The following is a 16260-nucleotide window of genomic DNA, read 5'->3' as shown; positions in this document are numbered from 1 at the left end:
GTCGCCGCCTGTTAGCGGTTGCGCTCGGCGGTGGAATTGGAGTCGGAGTCAGCGGTGGAATTGGAGTCGCTCCCTGCGTTGCCGTCGGTTCTGGTGTCGCCGCTTTCAGCGTCGTCACCGTCGTTTTCGTCGTCGGACCAGTCGCGTTGCTGGTACTCCCGATACGTCTTGTAGACACGAGCCAGTGCAGCGACACCGAGGAGTGTCACGCCGAGACCGATGAGCGTCTGGCCACGGAAGTAGATGAGCATCGGGCCGAGCGCGACGGCAGCGACACCGATGTTGGTGAGGATGACGCTGGCCCAAAAGAGGCGCGACTGCTCGGGGTCGACGTCGGCAGTGAACTCTTGTGCGTCGTCGCTGAACTCCTCTTTTAGACTCTCGTCACCCGATTGCCCGGGGATGTCGACTCGCGGGACGTTCGGGAGGTCCACCTCGGGATTCCCCCACCGCGTCTCCGGGTCACCCCATCGCTTCACGGGGTCGACTCGGGAGGCCACGTCGTGCGCGGGACGCTCCGAAGGGTGACTGCTTTCGGGAGACGACTCTGTCGTCTCCGTGTCGTCCTCGCGTCGCTCGTCGTCCGTCACGCTCGCGTCGAGACACCGTGCCGAGAAAAAGAGACCGTTTCGGTCGAGTTAGGCGCAGTCGTCGAGGCGCATCGATTTGGTCGCCTCGACCCATGCAAGTGGGTTCTCCGCGTCATAGAACACCACGCCACCGTCGATATCGTAGGATTCGATCGTCTCGGCTCCAGTCGGACCAGTCGGTCCGTCGCCGTCGATCGTGCCGTCCCACCGTTCGGGTGCTGCGTGGTCGGTCATATCGTGTGTCACTGAATGTCACACACTGGTATATGTCTTTCCGTGGTTCGGAGGGGTGCAGAAACGCCGGGGTTTTTAGCCGCGCCACCGAAGCGAGTGGCATGACGCAGACGGGTTTGAGCGATTTCGGGGGACCCACCGACGGCGGGGGCGACGAGCGGCCTGACGAGGAGGCCGCCATCGCAGAAGTCGTCGCCGGCGACGCCGACCAGTATATCTCCGATATCATCGACACCGACGAGGTACGCTTTCCCGACCCAGATGGCACGGTCGAACTTGCGGTCACGCAGGTCGATTACACCATCGAGGGGGCCGGCCGGAACGAATATCCCGTCCTCCACGTCTTCGGCCGGACGGCCGACGACGACCCGGAACACGTTCGAATCCTCGGCTTCGAACCGTACTTCTACGCACCGACCGAGAGCCTCGACGACGAACTCCTCGACAAAGACGTCATCACGAAGACCGAACCCGGATTCGAGAGTATCCGTGGGGAGGAACTGACGAGAATCTACACGCGCACGCCGCGCGACGTCGGCCAGATTCGTGACGAGTTCGACCACTACGAGGCGGACATTCTCTTTCCGAACCGTCTCCTCATCGACAAAGACATCAAAGACGGCATCCGCGTCCCCGAACGCCGTCTCGACGACGGGACGATTCAGATTCCACACCAGGAAGTCGCCCCCACGTCGGTCGAAGCGAACCTCCGCGTGAACACCTTCGACATCGAGGTAAACGACCGAAACGGGTTCCCCGAAGACGGCGAAGAACCCATCATCTGTCTCACGTCGCACGACTCCTACCGCGACGAGTACATCGTCTGGCACGCCGTCGCCCCCGACGGTGCGGGCAAACGCCCCGACGCGCTGCCGAACTACGAGTTCCTCCACGAAGGAGGAGAAGTCGAGGTTCGGACGTTCGACGACGAACCAGCGATGCTCGACGCCTTCCTCGCGTACATCGAAGAGACGAACCCCGACGTGATGACGGGGTGGAACTTCGAGGACTTCGACGCGCCGTACTTCCTCGACCGACTCGAGGAACTGAACCCGTCGACCGAGTACGACCTCGACGGCGACCGGATGTCGCGTCTCGGCGAAGTGTGGCGCAGCAACTGGGGCGGCCCGGACATCAAAGGTCGCGTCGTCTTCGACCTGCTGTACGCCTACAAGCGAACGCAGTTCACGGAACTCGAATCCTACCGACTGGACGCCGTGGGCGAACTCGAACTCGACGCCGGCAAAGAGCGCTACACGGGCAACATCGGCGACCTCTGGGAGGAAGACCCCGAGCGTCTGCTCGAGTACAACCTCCGTGACGTGGAGTTGTGTGTCGAAATCGACCGCAAACAGGATATCATCGCCTTCTGGGACGAAGTGCGAACGTTCGTCGGGTGTAAACTCGAAGACGCGCCGACACCGGGTGACACCGTCGACATCTACGTCCTCCACAAGGTCCACGGGGAGTTCGCCCTCCCGTCGAAGGGACAACAGGAGTCTGAAGAGTACGAAGGCGGTGCCGTCTTCGACCCCATCACGGGCGTCAAAGAGAACGTCACGGTGCTCGACCTGAAGTCGCTGTACCCGATGTGTATGGTGACTATCAACGCGTCGCCGGAGACGAAAGTCGACCCCGACGAGTACGACGGGGAGATGTTCCACGCGCCGAACGGGACGCACTTCCGGCAGGAACCCGACGGCATGATTCGGGAGATGGTGGACGAACTCCTCGCAGAGCGTGAGGAGAAGAAGTCGCTCCGGAACGAACACGACCCCGGTTCGTCCGAGTACGACCAGTTCGACCGCCAGCAAGCGGCGGTGAAGGTCATCATGAACTCGCTGTACGGCGTACTGGGGTGGGACCGGTTCCGCCTCTACGACAAGGAGATGGGTGCGGCGGTGACGGCGACGGGCCGCGAAGTCATCGAGTTCACGGAGAAAGCGGCGAACGACTTCGGCTACGACGTGGCGTATGGGGACAGCGTCACAGGTGACCGTCCAGTTGTCGTTAGAGACCCCGGTGGGACGATTCGAATCCTTCCGATAGAAGACCTGTTCGCCCGAGGAACGACCGAATCAGAGGTACTCATCGCTGCGGACGGCGACGTCGTCGCCAGCGCCACGCCCAGTAAAACTCGCCGAACGTTGGAAGGATGGGACGCTCTCTCGGTGAACGACGGTGGCGACGCAGAGTGGCAGCCAATCTCGCAGGCGATTCGCCACGAGACCGATAAACCGGTGGTAAATCTCCAACACAAGTTCGGGGAGTCGACGACGACGAGAGACCACTCATACGTGGTGCCCGGTGAAGATGGACTCACAGCAGTCTCCCCGGACGACGTAGACGAACCGTACCGAGTCCCAGGCATACCGGATGTGGACCCGGTCGAGCAAATCGACGTGTACGAGGTGCTCGGCGGATACGAACGCGAGTACGAAGACGGACGAAGCGTCGGGAGTGAGCATTCGACCACGAAGACGAAACGAATCCACGCAGACGAGGAGTTCGTCTGGTTTGGACACGAGCACCACCGCGACGTCGATTCGACCATCAAAGTCAAACGGTTCATCGACCTCGACAGCGAAGACGGAGCGGCGCTCATCAGACTTCTGGGTGCGTACGTCCCGGAAGGAAGCGCGTCTACCGTCGAGACGACGACCTCGAAATTCGGTGCGAGTATCGCGGAGTCGAACCGTGCGTGGTTAGAACAACTACAGCAAGACTACCATCGACTGTTCGAGAACACGACGGCGGGAATCACCGCGAGCGACCGCCGAGCGGAGCGGACCGTCGAGTACCAAACCGAGACGGGCGATGCCTCTGCCACGTACAACGACGAGACGCTGAAACTGCAGATGATGAACGAACTCGCGGCTGTGTTCTTCCGTGAGTTCGCTGGCCAGACGTCGCGTGGGAAACGGATTCCGTCGTTCGTATTCCACCTCTCCAAGGAGAAACAGGACCTCTTCTTGCGGTTGCTCGTCGAAGGAGACGGCTCTCGTGAGTTCCCGCGCTACACGGACGAGTACGCACAGCGGAACTTCGACTTCGAGACGACGAGTCGTGAACTCGCCGCTGGACTCTCGATGTTGCTCACGCAACGAGGAGAGAAACACTCGATAAAATACCGAAATAGCAAGAAGTCGTACACGATACGGACGTGTGACTCGTACCGAACGGGCCGTGACCCGGTCGTAACGGACGTCGAACACGATGGATACGTGTACGACCTCAGCGTCGAAGAGAACGAGAACTTCGTCGACGCGCTCGGCGGTATCGTCCTTCACAACACCGACAGCGTCATGCTCGAACTCGGGCCCGACGTCTCGAAAGACGAGGCCATCGAGCAGTCGTTCGCGATTGAAGAACACATCAACGCCGCCTACGACGACTTCGCCAAGGAGGCACTCGGCGCGGACGACCACCGCTTCCAAATCGAGTTCGAGAAACTCTACCGGCGATTCTTCCAGGCGGGCAAGAAGAAACGGTACGCCGGCCACATCGTCTGGAAAGAGGGCAAGGACGTCGACGACATCGACATCACCGGATTCGAGTACAAACGCTCGGACATCGCGCAGGTGACGAAGGAGGTCCAGAAGAACGTCATCGACATGATCGTCCACGGTGAGGACACGGGCGTCATCAAAGACTACCTCTACGACATCATCACCGACTTCCAGTCCGGAAACCTGCCGCTCGAAGAGGTCGGCATCCCCGGCGGTATCGGGAAACGACTGTCGGCGTACGAGACGCCGACTGCGCACGTCCGCGGCGCACAGTACGCCAACGCCTTCCTCGGGACGAACTTCGGCCGTGGGTCGAAACCGAAGCGCGTCTACCTCGCCAAAGTCCACCCATCGTGGTTCCGCGAACTGGAAGCAGGCGAGTTCGACCCACAGACTGACGACCTCTACCGTGCGTTCAAACGCGACCCGGACGTCATCTGCTTCGAGTACGCAGACCAGGTCCCCGACGAGTTCGAAGTCGATTGGGATACGATGCTCGACAAGACGCTCGAAGGCCCGATTTCGCGCATCATCGAGGCGCTCGGAATGTCGTGGGACGAAGTCAAGAGTGGCCAAGAACAGACCGGTCTGGGAAGCTTCGTCTAACCGAGAGCAGATTCGATAACCGACCGACCGATTCTCCGCCATTCAGAAACCAAATTCGGTTACATCCGCCACGTGGATGAAGACGTGTTCGGGCACCCGAAACCAGGACACATGTCACGAACCACCTCGGTTTCTTTGCTGTTTTGAAAACAAATTTTCTTTCTTCAAAAGGCACCGGGGGTAAATGCGCAAGCATTATGGGCGATACTCCCTACCCTTCGATTACGAGGCAACGAACCAACGATGGCAACTCTCGAGATTAAAAACCTCCACGCACGAGTCGCGGAGGACGACGGTGAGCAGATTCTGCGAGGTGTCGACCTGGAAGTCAAATCCGGCGAGATCCACGCACTGATGGGTCCGAACGGGTCCGGCAAGTCTACGACGTCTAAGATTATCGCCGGCCACCCCGCCTACGAAGTAACCGACGGTGAGATTCTCCTCCACCTGGAGGACGGCGACTTCGGTGACGTCGACATTCCAGAAGACGCCCGCACGTGGAACCTTCTTGACCTGGAACCGAACGAGCGCGCTGCGCTCGGTATCTTCCTCGGCTTCCAGTACCCCGCGGAAATCGAAGGCGTCACTATGACCAACTTCCTGCGAACCGCGCTCAACGCGAAAATCGACGAGCGCGAAGAACTCCTCTTCGGCGAAGACGAAGACGCCGAAGAAGAGGAAGCAGGCTACGACACCTCCCCGATGGAGGGCAACGTAGACGACGGCGAAGTCGGTGTCGCCGAGTTCCAGAAACTCCTCAAAGAGAAGATGGACCTCCTCGACATGGACGAGAAGTTCGCAATGCGCTACCTCAACGCCGGATTCTCCGGCGGTGAGAAGAAACAAAACGAGGTGCTCCAGGCCGCCATCCTCGAACCGTCCATCGCAGTGCTCGACGAGATCGACTCCGGTCTCGACATCGACCGCCTGCAGGACGTCTCGAAAGGCATCAACGCGCTCCGCGACGAGCAGGGCACGGGCGTCCTTCAGATCACTCACTACCAGCGTATCCTCGAATACGTCGAACCCGACCACGTCCACATCATGCTGGACGGAAAGGTCGTCAAGAGCGGCGACGCGTCGCTCGCGCACGAACTCGAGGACAAGGGCTACGACTGGGTCCGTGAGGAAGTCTACGAGGCCGCGTAAACTACCCCCAACATCATGAGTTCCGACCAAGACCACCTAAAAGAGACAGACACGGAAGCTCGCTTCGAGTTCAAGAAGGAGCAGAAGGCCGCGTTCGCGGCCGAGAAGGGTCTCACCGAAGAGACCATCCGCGTCATCTCGGAAGACAAAGACGAACCCGAATGGATGCTGGAGCGCCGCCTCCGCGCGCTCAAGCAGTACCAGAAGATGCCGATGCCGACCGACTGGCCCGGCCAACCCGACCTCTCCGAGGTCGACGTGGACGAAATCGTCCCGTACATCCGCCCCGACGTCGAAGTCCGCGGCGGTGTCGACGACTGGCGTGACCTGCCGGACGACATCAAGGACACCTTCGACAAACTGGGAATCCCGGAAGCCGAGAAGAACGCCCTCTCGGGCGTCGGTGCCCAGTACGAGTCCGAAGTCGTCTACCAGAACATGCAGGAACGCTGGGAGGAGAAAGGCGTCGTCTTCATGAACATGGACCAGGCGGTCCAAGAGCACGAAGACATCGTCAAGGAGTACTTCATGACGAAGTGCGTCCCCCCGAGCGACAACAAGTTCGCGGCACTCCACGGCGCTATCTGGTCCGGCGGGTCGTTCGTCTACGTCCCCGAGGACACGACGGTCGACATGCCGGTCCAGGCGTACTTCCGCATGAACTCCGAGGGGATGGGCCAGTTCGAACACACGCTCATCGTCGCGGAGAAAGGCTCCGAAGTCCACTACATCGAGGGCTGTTCCGCACCGAAATACTCCGCGTTCAACCTCCACTCCGGCGGCGTCGAAGTGTTCGTCGGCGAGGACGCTCACGTGCAGTACTCGACCGTCCAGAACTGGTCGAAGAACACGTACAACCTGAACACGAAGCGCGCAATCGTCGAGAAGAACGGCCGCATGGAGTGGATTTCCGGTTCCATGGGCTCGAAGGCGACGATGCTCTACCCTGCTTCGATTCTCAAGGGTCGCGGCGCGTCCGACAACCACATCACCATCGCGTTCGCGGGCGAAGGCCAGAACATCGACACCGGTGCGAAGGTCTACCACAACGCCCCCGAGACGAAGTCGACCATCGAGTCGAAGTCCATCTCGAAAGACGGCGGCCGCACCAACTACCGCGGCCTCGTCCACATCGCCAACGGCGCGAAGAACTCCTCGACTGCCGTCGAGTGTGACGCGCTGATGTTCGACAACGAGTCCACTTCGGACACGATGCCGTACATGGAGATCAACGAGTCGCAGGTCGACGTCGCTCACGAGGCGACCGTCGGCAAGATTGGAGACGAAGACATCTTCTACCTCCAGTCGCGCGGACTCGACGACGACGACGCAAAGCAGATGATCGTCTCCGGGTTCATCGAACCCATCACGGAGGAACTGCCCATCGAGTACGCAGTCGAACTCAACCGACTCGTCGAACTCGAGATGGAGGGTAGCCTCGGATAACCAATGAGTGCGCAACTTCCCGCAAACCTGTCTGCAGAGACAGTACGAGAGATTTCGGACGCACGGGACGAGCCAGAGTGGCTGCTCGAGGCCCGACTCGAGGCCCTCGAAGCACTCGACACGCTCGAACTCCCCGACGTCATCCAGACGCCGGGCCGCCGATGGACGAACCTCGAAGCCCTCGACTTCGAGTCGCTCGTCGACCCGCTGAACCAGGCCGACGAGACGACTCGCGAGGCACCTGACGACGTCGTCGTCCTCCCCTTCACGGAGGCGTTCGACGAGTACGGTGACATCATCGAGGAGCGCTTCGGCTCTGTCACCGACCCCGAGACGAACTACTTCACTGCGCTGTCGGTCGCGCTGTTCACCACGGGCACGTTCATCTACGTCCCCGAGGGTGTCAACGCCGAAGACGTGAAGATTCGCGCCGAGATGAACTCTCGGTCGCTCTTCAGCCACACGCTCGTCGTGACCGAGAAATCCTCGTCGGTCACGATTCTCGAAGGTGTCGAATCCGGCGACGCCGACGTCGACGGTGAGCGATACTTCTCGAACCTCGTCGAAATCGACGCGGGCGAGAACTCGTACGTCCAGTACGGGTCGCTCCAGAACCTCGACGAAGACACCTACACCTACTCGCTGAAGCGTGGCGACGCCGGCACCTACTCGACCATCAACTGGATCGAGGGGAACCTCGGGTCGCGTCTCACCCGCAGCGACGTCGAGACCGAACTGAACGGTGACGCGTCGGAGACGAAAATCGTCGGCGCGTTCTTCGGTCACAACGACCAGCACGTCGACGTCAACGCTCGTGTCTGGCACAAAGCCGAGAACACGACGGCTGACCTCGTGACTCGTGGCGTCCTCGACGACCACGCACGCTCGGTCTACGAGGGCGTCCAGGACGTCGGGCGCGACGCGTGGAGTACGAACTCCTACCAGCGTGAGAACACGCTGATGCTCTCGGACGAATCCGAAGCAGACGCGTCGCCGAAGCTCATCATCAACAACCACGACACCGAAGCGTCGCACGCCGCGACGGTCGGACAGGTGGACAAAGAGGACCTCTTCTACATGGTCTCTCGGTCCATCCCCGAAGAGCAAGCACGTAACATGCTCGTAGAGGGCTTCTTCGTGCCCGTCCTCGAAGAGATCGAAGTCGACGAGTTCCGCGAGGACCTCGAAGCACTCATCGCTGCGCGTCTACACTAAGACGCGCCACTCTTCTCGGATTTTTAGTAGCTCGCTTCGATTTTCTCCCGTAGTGTGAGCGAGCGGTAGAGCTGCTCTGTTACGACATCGTGATATTCTCGTGAGTCGGTTAGTCAGGGAAGTGTCTATCTACTAGTATTTTTCTCGGTCGCAGACGTACTCTGTACGATCGGAGGATACACGATGTCCAACAACAACGACGGAGAGGCATTCCGCTACGACGCCGAGGTTCGACCCGGTGAGAAACGCCACATCATGTACGAGGTCGGAGAGTCCTTCCTCGGAGACCCGATAGAGATTCCGGTCACCATCATCAACGGTGTCGACAAGGGTCCGCGGGTGTTCGTGAGTGCGGCGATGCACGGTGACGAAGTCAACGGCGTAAAGGTCGTCCAGGAAGTCGCAGACCGCTACGACCCACAGGAACTGTCTGGAACGATCGTCTGTCTACACGTCCTCAACGTGCCCGGCTACCGGGCGCACCTGCGGTATCTCCCCATCTACGACCGAGACCTGAATCGGTCGTTCCCTGGGTCGGAGAACGGAAACGAGGGGAAGCGCATCGCCAAGGTCATCTACGACCGCTTCATCTCCAACTGCGACATCGGTGTCGACTTCCACACGTCGACGCGGAACAAAGTGACCATCTTCCACACCCGCGCGGACATGAGCGACCCCGCAGTGGCCGAGGTGGCGAACGCCTTCCTCTCGAGTGTCGTCCTCGACGGGGCCGGGTCTGAAGGGATGATGCGCCGCGTCGCGTCCGAAAATGGAATTCCGACTATCACCGTCGAGATGGGCGAAGCACACCGATACCAACCAGTGCTGGTCGACGTCGCACTCGAACGGTTGCACAACCTCTTCGCCTACTTCGGCTTGATAGACGACGAGTTCGAATCCGAACCGGTGTGGCAACGAATCGTCGGGTCGAAAGAGAAAAAGTGGATCCGCTCGACTGCAGGCGGGTGGATAGACATGGACTGGGGTCCGTATCCAATCGTCGAAGAGGGGAAGTCCGTCTGTACCATCTCTGACCACTTCAAACGCGAAGAACACGTGGTGGAAGCGCCCTTTACCGGACTCGTCGTCGGGATGGCTGCAAGTCCGATAACTGTCCCCGGACAGATAATCGCGCACGTCGTCGCCATCGACGAGGAAGACCGGAAGGTCATAGAGCGCGTCGTCGACGAGTACGGCTACTCCAACATCGGAACCTACCACTGGATGGGCCGCCGCGTGACGCCGAAAGAAGAAGTGGAACTGGCCCGGAAACAGCCGACCACTCCCGAAGAGCCTGAGACGACCGAATCGGAAGCCGAAAGGGGAACCGCTTAAGTTCGTTACAGACTCACCTCTGGGTATGACTCAGTTGGTATCGCACGCGAACGGAGGCCTTCGTCGATGAGCGTCGGCTATCAGGTCACGTCGGACCACCAGCTCGCTCGCTTGCTCCAGATTGGAATCGTCCTCGAAGAGGTTGTAGAGGCACGCGCCTACCACCACTACGACGAACTCGACGAGGAAGAACTCGACGAGGAGATTCGTGACCTTCTGTCGCACGCTGCCGAGGAGTCGGCAGACCACCGAAGCCGACTCGAAGCGGTCATCGACCGGTTAGACGTCGATAGTGTTCCGTTCGAAGAGATCGAAGCGCTCGTCGAAGCGCAGTACGGCCAGACGAAACCCGAAGACTTCGACGGCGTCCTCTACGACCAACTCTGTAACGAGGAGACGGCCTACAAGTTCTACGACGACGTCATCGAGGCCATCGAAGCGAGTGACGCACAGTTCACTATCGACCGCGAGGAACTCGTCACGACACTCGCCGCGATTCGCGACGAGGAGGAAGCGGGCGTAGAGAAAGTGACGCAGATCATGGAAGAGCGCGAGTGACACGATGAACACGGCTGACCAATACGTCAAAGCGATTTACCTGCTACAGGAGATGGAGAACGGCCCGGCGGCCACCGGCGCGCTCGCCGACATGATGGACGTGAGTCCGGCGAGTGCCAACGAGATGATTGGCAAACTCGAATCGCGTGGCCTCGCGGAACACGAGAAGTACAAAGGCGTCACACTGACCGACGACGGTATCATCCGCGCTCGCGACGCGCTCCAGACGTACTGCATCATCGAGCGATTCCTCGCGAACGTCCTCGACGTCGAGGAGTTCCGCGCGGAGGCCCGCGAACTCGAACCCGTCATCGACGGCATGATTGCGGACCGACTCGACACCATCATCGACCGAAACTCGGAGTGCCCCGACTGTTTCGACCCCGAGACGGACGCCTGCGAGTACCTCGACGTGTGTGGGGTAGAAGCGGAGACAGAGACGGAAGCCGCCGACTGAACGACACACGACAGTAACTGCAGCCCGTTCGAAAAGCAATCGACGACGAAAGAACGGACGTCGGTTCTCCGTCTTATTGGCTCACTTCGGTTATCGGCTTACTTCGGTCATTGGCTCACTTCGTCGTGGGTATCGAGGTCTGACCCGATACCGCGGGCGAGAGCCAACAGGAAGTTCATCCCACGCTGGACCTCTGGGTCTCGAAGTTGCCGGACCATGCCGATGGTTCCGGTTCGCTTCGGTGGTTCGCTTCCGGCCTCGCCCATCGCTCGAAGCATCGTCTGGATGGCACGCACCGTGTCCGGGTCACTGGCCGTGTCGGCGACCTCGCCCAGTGAACTACCGGTTCTGGCCAGTTTCATCACCATCTCGTCGTCCATCGCGGAGGTGGCGAGGGTGATTGCGTCGGCCGCCTGTGCCAGTTCGTCGAGGGTTCCGTCCCGTTCGAGGCGGATGAGCTTCTGCAGGGCACCTTCGAGTTCGCCGGCGTTCTCACCGACTTCGCCCGCGAGATGAGACATCTCACGGGTTGCGAGTCCGTCGGCAGACTCCATGAGGAGCGACGAGGTTCCCGCCAGTTTCTCGACCATCTCGTCGTCCATCGCGGAGGTGGCGAGCGAGGTGGCGTCGAGCAACTCGTTCAGCAGGCCCAGTCGCTCGACGAACGCGAGCACCTCGTCGGGGTGTTCGGCGACGGCCGCTTCGAGTGCGTTACGCACCTCGTCGGCCTGTGGCGATTCGTCCGACTCCATCGTCTCTTCGCGGTCTCTCGTCGTCGTCTCGGTTGATTGGTCACTCATCTAATCACCTCAGATGAGTCCTCTAGCGGTGAGCCAGTAGGACTCGTTGTACGCGAGTTTGCTCCAGTGGAGCAGTTGCGATGGCTCGCGGACCACCGGTTCGTCGCCGTAGGAGAACTCGACGAACGTGGCTTCGTCCATCCCACTCTCGATGAAGCAGATGGTCTTGCCGTCGTAGGTGTCGGTGGGGACGAGGCCGCGGACGCGACTCGCGAGACGGTCTGCGAGCGTTCCGGCCGCGTAGTGAGCCACACTGCCGGCTTTCGAGGTCGGCAGGCTGGCCACGTCACCGATGGCGTAGACGTCGTCGGCGTTCTTGGCTTCGAGCGTGTTCTTGTCGACTTCGACCCAGCCGTCTTCGCCGAGTCCAGCCTCGCTCACGAGTTCGCTTCCCGTGTGCGGCGGGATGGCCACCAGCAGGTCGTAGTCGAGTTCGGTCCCCTCCATCGTCTTGAGGACCTTCGCGTCGGGGTCGACCTCTTCGGCGTTGAAGAACGTCTCTAAGTTGATGTCGCGTTCTTCGAAGAGTTCTGTCGCCCAGTCCGCGATGGTCTTGATACCGTGAGCGCGCTGGATGGGGTAGGTGTACGTAATCTCCACCTGGTCGCGGAGCCCTCGTTCGCGGAACCACGCGTCGGCCATCAGCACGAACTCGACGGGCGCTGCGGGACACATGTGCGGGACGCCGATGACCGAGAGGACGAGGTGCCCTTCGGTGAAGTTGGCGAGTTCGTCACGCAGGCGCTCGGCACCGTCCGGTGCGTAGAAGTGGTGGCCACCCTCTTTGAGGCCGGGAACTTCGTCTGGGGCGAGGTCCGCACCCATCGCGAGCACGAGGTGGTCGTAGTCGAGTCCAGCGTCGTCTTTCGCGAGCGTCAGGTGCTTTCGCTCGGTGTCGACACCGGTGACGCGGTCGATGAGCAGGTTCGCGTGTCGGAGGTCGACGAGGTCCGAGAGTGGCCGACGGGCGTCGTGTAACGTCTTCTTGCCGAAGGCCATGTAGAGGAACATCGGCTTGTACGTCTGCTCCGGGGTGTCGTTGACGAGCGTCACCTCGACGTCGCCCGCTTCGATTTCGGCGGAGAGTTCGTCAGTGAGTCGGTTGGTGAGGACTGAACCGCCTGTGCCACCACCGACGATCACAATTCGTTCTGTCATAATGTATGTGAATAATGTTGGTTAGTTCGGCCGTGTGGCCGGGTGAGACGTGCGTTACTTCGTCGTCTCGATGAAGACGGACCAGAAGCCCTCGTCTTCGTGTTCGACGATGTCGAGCATCTCGTGGCCAGCTTTGTTGACCCACTCGGGGACGTCGTGGCTGGACGAGCTGTCGGTCGTCTGGAGTTCGATGACGGTGCCTGCGTCGACTTTCTTTACTTTCCCGATGAGGTCCATCAGGGGACCGGGGCACGTTGCACCGCGGGAATCGACCGTCACATCGGGTTGGATAGTTTCGCTCATTGTCGTGTATCGTGTTGTGTTGGGGGAGGGGGGTGTTCGGATAGCTGTCAGTCGGTGGTGGACGCGGGGGTCGTCCTTAGACGAAGATCACCTGTTTGTCTTGGGCGTGGGTCAGGAACCCGGAGACGCCGAGGACGTCGTCGAAGACGTCGTGGTAGTCGTCGAGAGTCTTGCCCATGATGTCCATAGACAGTTCACATGCGTAGACGTTCAGTGGGCCGAGCTCTTTGGCCTGGGCGATGCTCTCGTAGAACATCGGCATCTCCATTCCCTCGACTTCCATCATCGCCTGTCCCACTTCGCCAACTTCGTAGTCCATGGTCTCGATTCGCTCTTTATCGAACGCTTCGAGGCCTCCCATAGTCGCGAAGACGTCTACGGGAATCTCTGATGCTGCGGCGATTGCTGCGATGTTACCGACGGCCTGGAGCCGTTCGAGTCGGGCGGATTCGAGTACGATTGCATATCCAGTCATGGCTTTCTCACAGATAGTGCTACGACTCGAGAGGGTATATTATTGTACAGATGTTCCAAGATTGCGGGAATCGGGCCTACGGTTAAGGGAGATTTCAGAAAACCCACAGAACGGCCGTTAGGAGCCCAGTAAACGAGTGCCGAGAGGCGTGTTACCCCACCACGTCCGCCGAATATCGCCGGTTGGGGAACCGAGTCGAAAAGTAAACTTATTGTGTCGGCGTCGCGCTACCTGTAAATGCGAAGTCCCGAGGTGTCGGGTAATCACGGAGAGATTACGAGGCACACAGGGTGAGCACGACGAAGTCCCATGGTGTAGTGGCCAATCATAGCGGCCTTTGGAGCCGTTGACGGCGGTTCGAATCCGCCTGGGACTATTCTGCGACGAACGAATGTGAGGAGCGAATAGCCTGACCGGATTCGAATCAGGAAGCGAACGAAGTGAGCGACCGAGGTTCGAATCCGCCTGAGGTTTGGTCTCCACCCACTCGCGCCCCTGGTGACGGAAGAACTTCCGAAACGCCTTGCGGTAGTTCCGGAGGGTTCCCTCGGAGTAGCCCCGGTTGTGCTTGTACTGGAACAGCAGACCGTCTACGTCTTCACGGTCCATCTGGGTTAGCGGGGTGTCGGAGCGCTCAGCACTCAACCGGAGGTGACTGAGATTGTTCACGAGGGTGCTCGCAGCGAGTCCCCGCTGGACGTCTTGGTGGCGTATGAACGACCGTATCGCCTTCCGGTCATCTTCGTCGATTTCTGCCGCTTCGAGCTTCTGCAACTGATTGGTGAACTGGTCACCGAAACCATGTATGTCTTTGATTGTTGACATGACAAGCGAACGTTCGCGTCCCGAAACTGCATTTATTACGATTACGGCAACCTGTGAAATGAATGAAAGTTGTAGAAACGACGCTTCTATTGCTAGAAAATTTGTTTCTTGCCGCAGTGCGGACATGCAGTCACACTTTTGACACCTAATGCCACCACCGAACCTGCCAAAGTGGCACCAACTGCTGCCCCTGATGTTCCCACACCTGGTCCCCAGAGAATCCCCCTGCTTCCCCCGTAGATCCCGCCTGCGGTAGCCGCCATGCCAATGGCTGCCCCTTTTGCAAATTCATGTTTGTGTGGCGAGAACTGTTCCTCGCATTTCTTACAGATGAGTCTTGATTTCATTCCTTTTTGATTTCCTTGTAGTGGTCACAGTACGGACACGTCAGCCCGTGTTCCTTCGAGCAGTACTCATACCCGCATTTTTCGCACGTGATGGAGTGTGGAGAATAAATCTTCTCGTACTCTGCATTCAGCACGGTTGTAACGACACCACCTCGCGCGACGAGGATCGAATTCGTTGGGCCGTGGAACCGGGTTCGGCCACCGCGCCCCTTGACCCAATAATCTGAGCCCTGTCTCCAAATCTCCGACGGGGGGAGAAAGAACTCCTTTCCACGCTGCACGATTCTCAGATCTGCGTGACCCGAGAACTCCGGCAGTTCTTCTTCGGCGTTTTGGTGTCGTTTCATGCGGGATCATGGGGACGTTCGACGACCGATGGCCAGTAGAGGTCCCCACGTTCCCAATGAACTTATCTCGTAATAACATTTTCGCGCTCTGTAAACCTGTGATTTACTTCTAAATATTATAGTATATAAATCTATCTAGCAAACAAAACCTATTGTGTAGGGGCACACCGAAACAATTACTCCTGATGGGGGGGTAAGGTAGGGCATGGTATTTGCGGGCAGGAGATTGGCCGCCGTTCGGGAAGCAGGAGAAGTTGTGATTGAAGTTTTGGACATCGGATTTCGCCCCACACTGCCCGACTTTGAGTCTAAGAATTTGTCACTAGAGGACGACCCGAGATACGGTCCTTGCTTGGAGGCTCACAAGAGGATCCTCGAGGAATACGGTGATCTGGAGGTGAAGAGCTACCCAGACGCTCCTCACACACGGACGCTACATGCTACGAGGAAATTCAACGACGAACGCTTGTGTGAGATAGCTGTGGCGTACAACGCTAGTGGGACCGGACAGGTATTTATGATAGTGGAAACTGCGAACGATAGTATTGTCCCAATTCATGGCGATGATTACGAACTTGAACGGCTCCAGATTGGAAGGAGCGTCGCGCAAGCAGAGCTTGCAATTTTGGTTGCTGAACTAGGGTCTCCTGCGGAAGCTTTGGACTACTGGGCGGTAAACGAGATGGCCCCATCTAGAGAACGATATGACCGTTCTCCCCCTTCTGCTCAATGGCACACTATTCGTGGAGTAACCCGGCAGGCGGTGAGCAATAACGTGAATTCTGCCCGACGCGCTCTCCACGAGAACAGTAAAGATTCCGACCCCTGGAGCTGACTGATTGTATTCATCATCTCTTTTCCAACGCCCGCTTGTCTTGGATAGCATTCAGTACCTCAAGATTCAAA

General features: G+C 59.2%; 15 protein-coding genes and 1 tRNA gene. 9 read left to right on the top strand and 7 right to left on the bottom strand.

The window, feature by feature from the left end:
* Nucleotides 1–11 precede the first annotated feature (11 nt).
* Nucleotides 12–590, bottom strand: coding sequence for a DUF7322 domain-containing protein (locus tag GJR99_RS05025; protein WP_191967069.1), 579 nt, complete (start codon nucleotides 588–590; stop codon nucleotides 12–14).
* A 48-nt stretch (nucleotides 591–638) separates the two neighbouring features.
* Complete coding sequence (locus GJR99_RS05020; protein ID WP_151109884.1) at nucleotides 639–824, bottom strand: DUF7331 family protein; 186 nt, start codon at nucleotides 822–824, stop codon at nucleotides 639–641.
* 101 nt (nucleotides 825–925) lie between these two features.
* Here GJR99_RS05020 and GJR99_RS05015 point away from each other — a divergent pair, with 101 nt between their 5' ends.
* The 7 genes from GJR99_RS05015 (at nucleotide 926) to GJR99_RS04985 (ending at nucleotide 11099) form a co-directional block, all read left to right on the top strand.
* Nucleotides 926–4939 (top strand): DNA polymerase domain-containing protein, encoded by a 4014-nt coding sequence (locus GJR99_RS05015; RefSeq protein ID WP_151109882.1) that lies wholly within the window; start codon nucleotides 926–928, stop codon nucleotides 4937–4939.
* A 243-nt stretch (nucleotides 4940–5182) separates the two neighbouring features.
* Nucleotides 5183–6088, top strand: a complete 906-nt coding sequence (locus GJR99_RS05010) for an ABC transporter ATP-binding protein (RefSeq protein WP_151109880.1) — start codon at nucleotides 5183–5185, stop codon at nucleotides 6086–6088.
* Between the two features lie 15 nt (nucleotides 6089–6103).
* Nucleotides 6104–7534, top strand: coding sequence for a Fe-S cluster assembly protein SufB (sufB, locus tag GJR99_RS05005; protein ID WP_151109879.1), 1431 nt, complete (start codon nucleotides 6104–6106; stop codon nucleotides 7532–7534).
* Nucleotides 7535–7537: 3 nt separating this feature from the next.
* Nucleotides 7538–8749 (top strand): Fe-S cluster assembly protein SufD, encoded by a 1212-nt coding sequence (gene sufD / locus GJR99_RS05000; RefSeq protein ID WP_151109877.1) that lies wholly within the window; start codon nucleotides 7538–7540, stop codon nucleotides 8747–8749.
* Between the two features lie 183 nt (nucleotides 8750–8932).
* Nucleotides 8933–10084 (top strand): succinylglutamate desuccinylase/aspartoacylase family protein, encoded by a 1152-nt coding sequence (locus GJR99_RS04995; protein ID WP_151109875.1) that lies wholly within the window; start codon nucleotides 8933–8935, stop codon nucleotides 10082–10084.
* Nucleotides 10085–10150: 66 nt separating this feature from the next.
* Entirely contained in the window at nucleotides 10151–10642 is a 492-nt protein-coding gene (locus GJR99_RS04990) for a ferritin-like domain-containing protein (RefSeq protein WP_151109873.1), read from the top strand.
* Between the two features lie 4 nt (nucleotides 10643–10646).
* Nucleotides 10647–11099 carry a metal-dependent transcriptional regulator gene (locus GJR99_RS04985; RefSeq protein WP_151109871.1) on the top strand — a complete coding sequence of 151 codons (453 nt, stop codon included), beginning with the start codon at nucleotides 10647–10649 and terminating at the stop codon, nucleotides 11097–11099.
* A gap of 107 nt (nucleotides 11100–11206) precedes the next feature.
* Here GJR99_RS04985 and GJR99_RS04980 read toward each other — a convergent pair whose 3' ends face one another.
* The 4 genes from GJR99_RS04980 to GJR99_RS04965 form a co-directional block, all read right to left on the bottom strand.
* Nucleotides 11207–11899: a DUF1641 domain-containing protein gene (locus GJR99_RS04980; protein ID WP_151109869.1), complete on the bottom strand. Its 693-nt coding sequence runs from the start codon at nucleotides 11897–11899 to the stop codon at nucleotides 11207–11209.
* Between the two features lie 9 nt (nucleotides 11900–11908).
* Nucleotides 11909–13057, bottom strand: a complete 1149-nt coding sequence (locus tag GJR99_RS04975; protein WP_151109867.1) for an NAD(P)/FAD-dependent oxidoreductase — start codon at nucleotides 13055–13057, stop codon at nucleotides 11909–11911.
* 54 nt (nucleotides 13058–13111) lie between these two features.
* The gene (locus GJR99_RS04970) at nucleotides 13112–13360 is read right to left on the bottom strand and encodes a sulfurtransferase TusA family protein (protein ID WP_151109865.1); all 249 of its coding nucleotides are present in this window, start codon (nucleotides 13358–13360) and stop codon (nucleotides 13112–13114) included.
* 76 nt (nucleotides 13361–13436) lie between these two features.
* Nucleotides 13437–13835: a DsrE/DsrF/DrsH-like family protein gene (locus tag GJR99_RS04965; protein WP_151109862.1), complete on the bottom strand. Its 399-nt coding sequence runs from the start codon at nucleotides 13833–13835 to the stop codon at nucleotides 13437–13439.
* A 303-nt stretch (nucleotides 13836–14138) separates the two neighbouring features.
* Between GJR99_RS04965 and GJR99_RS04960 the strand changes: the two genes are divergently transcribed.
* A tRNA-Gln gene (locus GJR99_RS04960) sits at nucleotides 14139–14211 on the top strand.
* Nucleotides 14212–15003: 792 nt separating this feature from the next.
* Here GJR99_RS04960 and GJR99_RS04955 read toward each other — a convergent pair.
* Nucleotides 15004–15354, bottom strand: a complete 351-nt coding sequence (locus GJR99_RS04955; protein WP_151109860.1) for a hypothetical protein — start codon at nucleotides 15352–15354, stop codon at nucleotides 15004–15006.
* 205 nt (nucleotides 15355–15559) lie between these two features.
* Between GJR99_RS04955 and GJR99_RS04950 the strand changes: the two genes are divergently transcribed.
* Complete coding sequence (locus GJR99_RS04950; protein ID WP_151109858.1) at nucleotides 15560–16189, top strand: hypothetical protein; 630 nt, start codon at nucleotides 15560–15562, stop codon at nucleotides 16187–16189.
* Nucleotides 16190–16260: the final 71 nt, after the last annotated feature.

Source organism: Haloferax marinum (genome assembly GCF_009674625.1).
Lineage (GTDB): Archaea > Halobacteriota > Halobacteria > Halobacteriales > Haloferacaceae > Haloferax > Haloferax marinum.
This window is presented reverse-complemented; position numbering and strand designations above follow the sequence as displayed.

What these genes read in the sequence shown, in the direction of transcription:
- GJR99_RS05020 (WP_151109884.1), bottom strand. Translation starts at nt 824, where the DNA reads ATGACCGACCACGCAGCACCCGAACGGTGGGACGGCACGATCGACGGC.
- GJR99_RS05015 (WP_151109882.1), top strand. Translation starts at nt 926, where the DNA reads ATGACGCAGACGGGTTTGAGCGATTTCGGGGGACCCACCGACGGCGGG.
- GJR99_RS05010 (WP_151109880.1), top strand. Translation starts at nt 5,183, where the DNA reads ATGGCAACTCTCGAGATTAAAAACCTCCACGCACGAGTCGCGGAGGAC.
- sufB (WP_151109879.1), top strand. Translation starts at nt 6,104, where the DNA reads ATGAGTTCCGACCAAGACCACCTAAAAGAGACAGACACGGAAGCTCGC.
- sufD (WP_151109877.1), top strand. Translation starts at nt 7,538, where the DNA reads ATGAGTGCGCAACTTCCCGCAAACCTGTCTGCAGAGACAGTACGAGAG.
- GJR99_RS04995 (WP_151109875.1), top strand. Translation starts at nt 8,933, where the DNA reads ATGTCCAACAACAACGACGGAGAGGCATTCCGCTACGACGCCGAGGTT.
- GJR99_RS04990 (WP_151109873.1), top strand. Translation starts at nt 10,151, where the DNA reads ATGAGCGTCGGCTATCAGGTCACGTCGGACCACCAGCTCGCTCGCTTG.
- GJR99_RS04985 (WP_151109871.1), top strand. Translation starts at nt 10,647, where the DNA reads ATGAACACGGCTGACCAATACGTCAAAGCGATTTACCTGCTACAGGAG.
- GJR99_RS04980 (WP_151109869.1), bottom strand. Translation starts at nt 11,899, where the DNA reads ATGAGTGACCAATCAACCGAGACGACGACGAGAGACCGCGAAGAGACG.
- GJR99_RS04975 (WP_151109867.1), bottom strand. Translation starts at nt 13,057, where the DNA reads ATGACAGAACGAATTGTGATCGTCGGTGGTGGCACAGGCGGTTCAGTC.
- GJR99_RS04970 (WP_151109865.1), bottom strand. Translation starts at nt 13,360, where the DNA reads ATGAGCGAAACTATCCAACCCGATGTGACGGTCGATTCCCGCGGTGCA.
- GJR99_RS04965 (WP_151109862.1), bottom strand. Translation starts at nt 13,835, where the DNA reads ATGACTGGATATGCAATCGTACTCGAATCCGCCCGACTCGAACGGCTC.
- GJR99_RS04955 (WP_151109860.1), bottom strand. Translation starts at nt 15,354, where the DNA reads ATGAAACGACACCAAAACGCCGAAGAAGAACTGCCGGAGTTCTCGGGT.
- GJR99_RS04950 (WP_151109858.1), top strand. Translation starts at nt 15,560, where the DNA reads ATGGTATTTGCGGGCAGGAGATTGGCCGCCGTTCGGGAAGCAGGAGAA.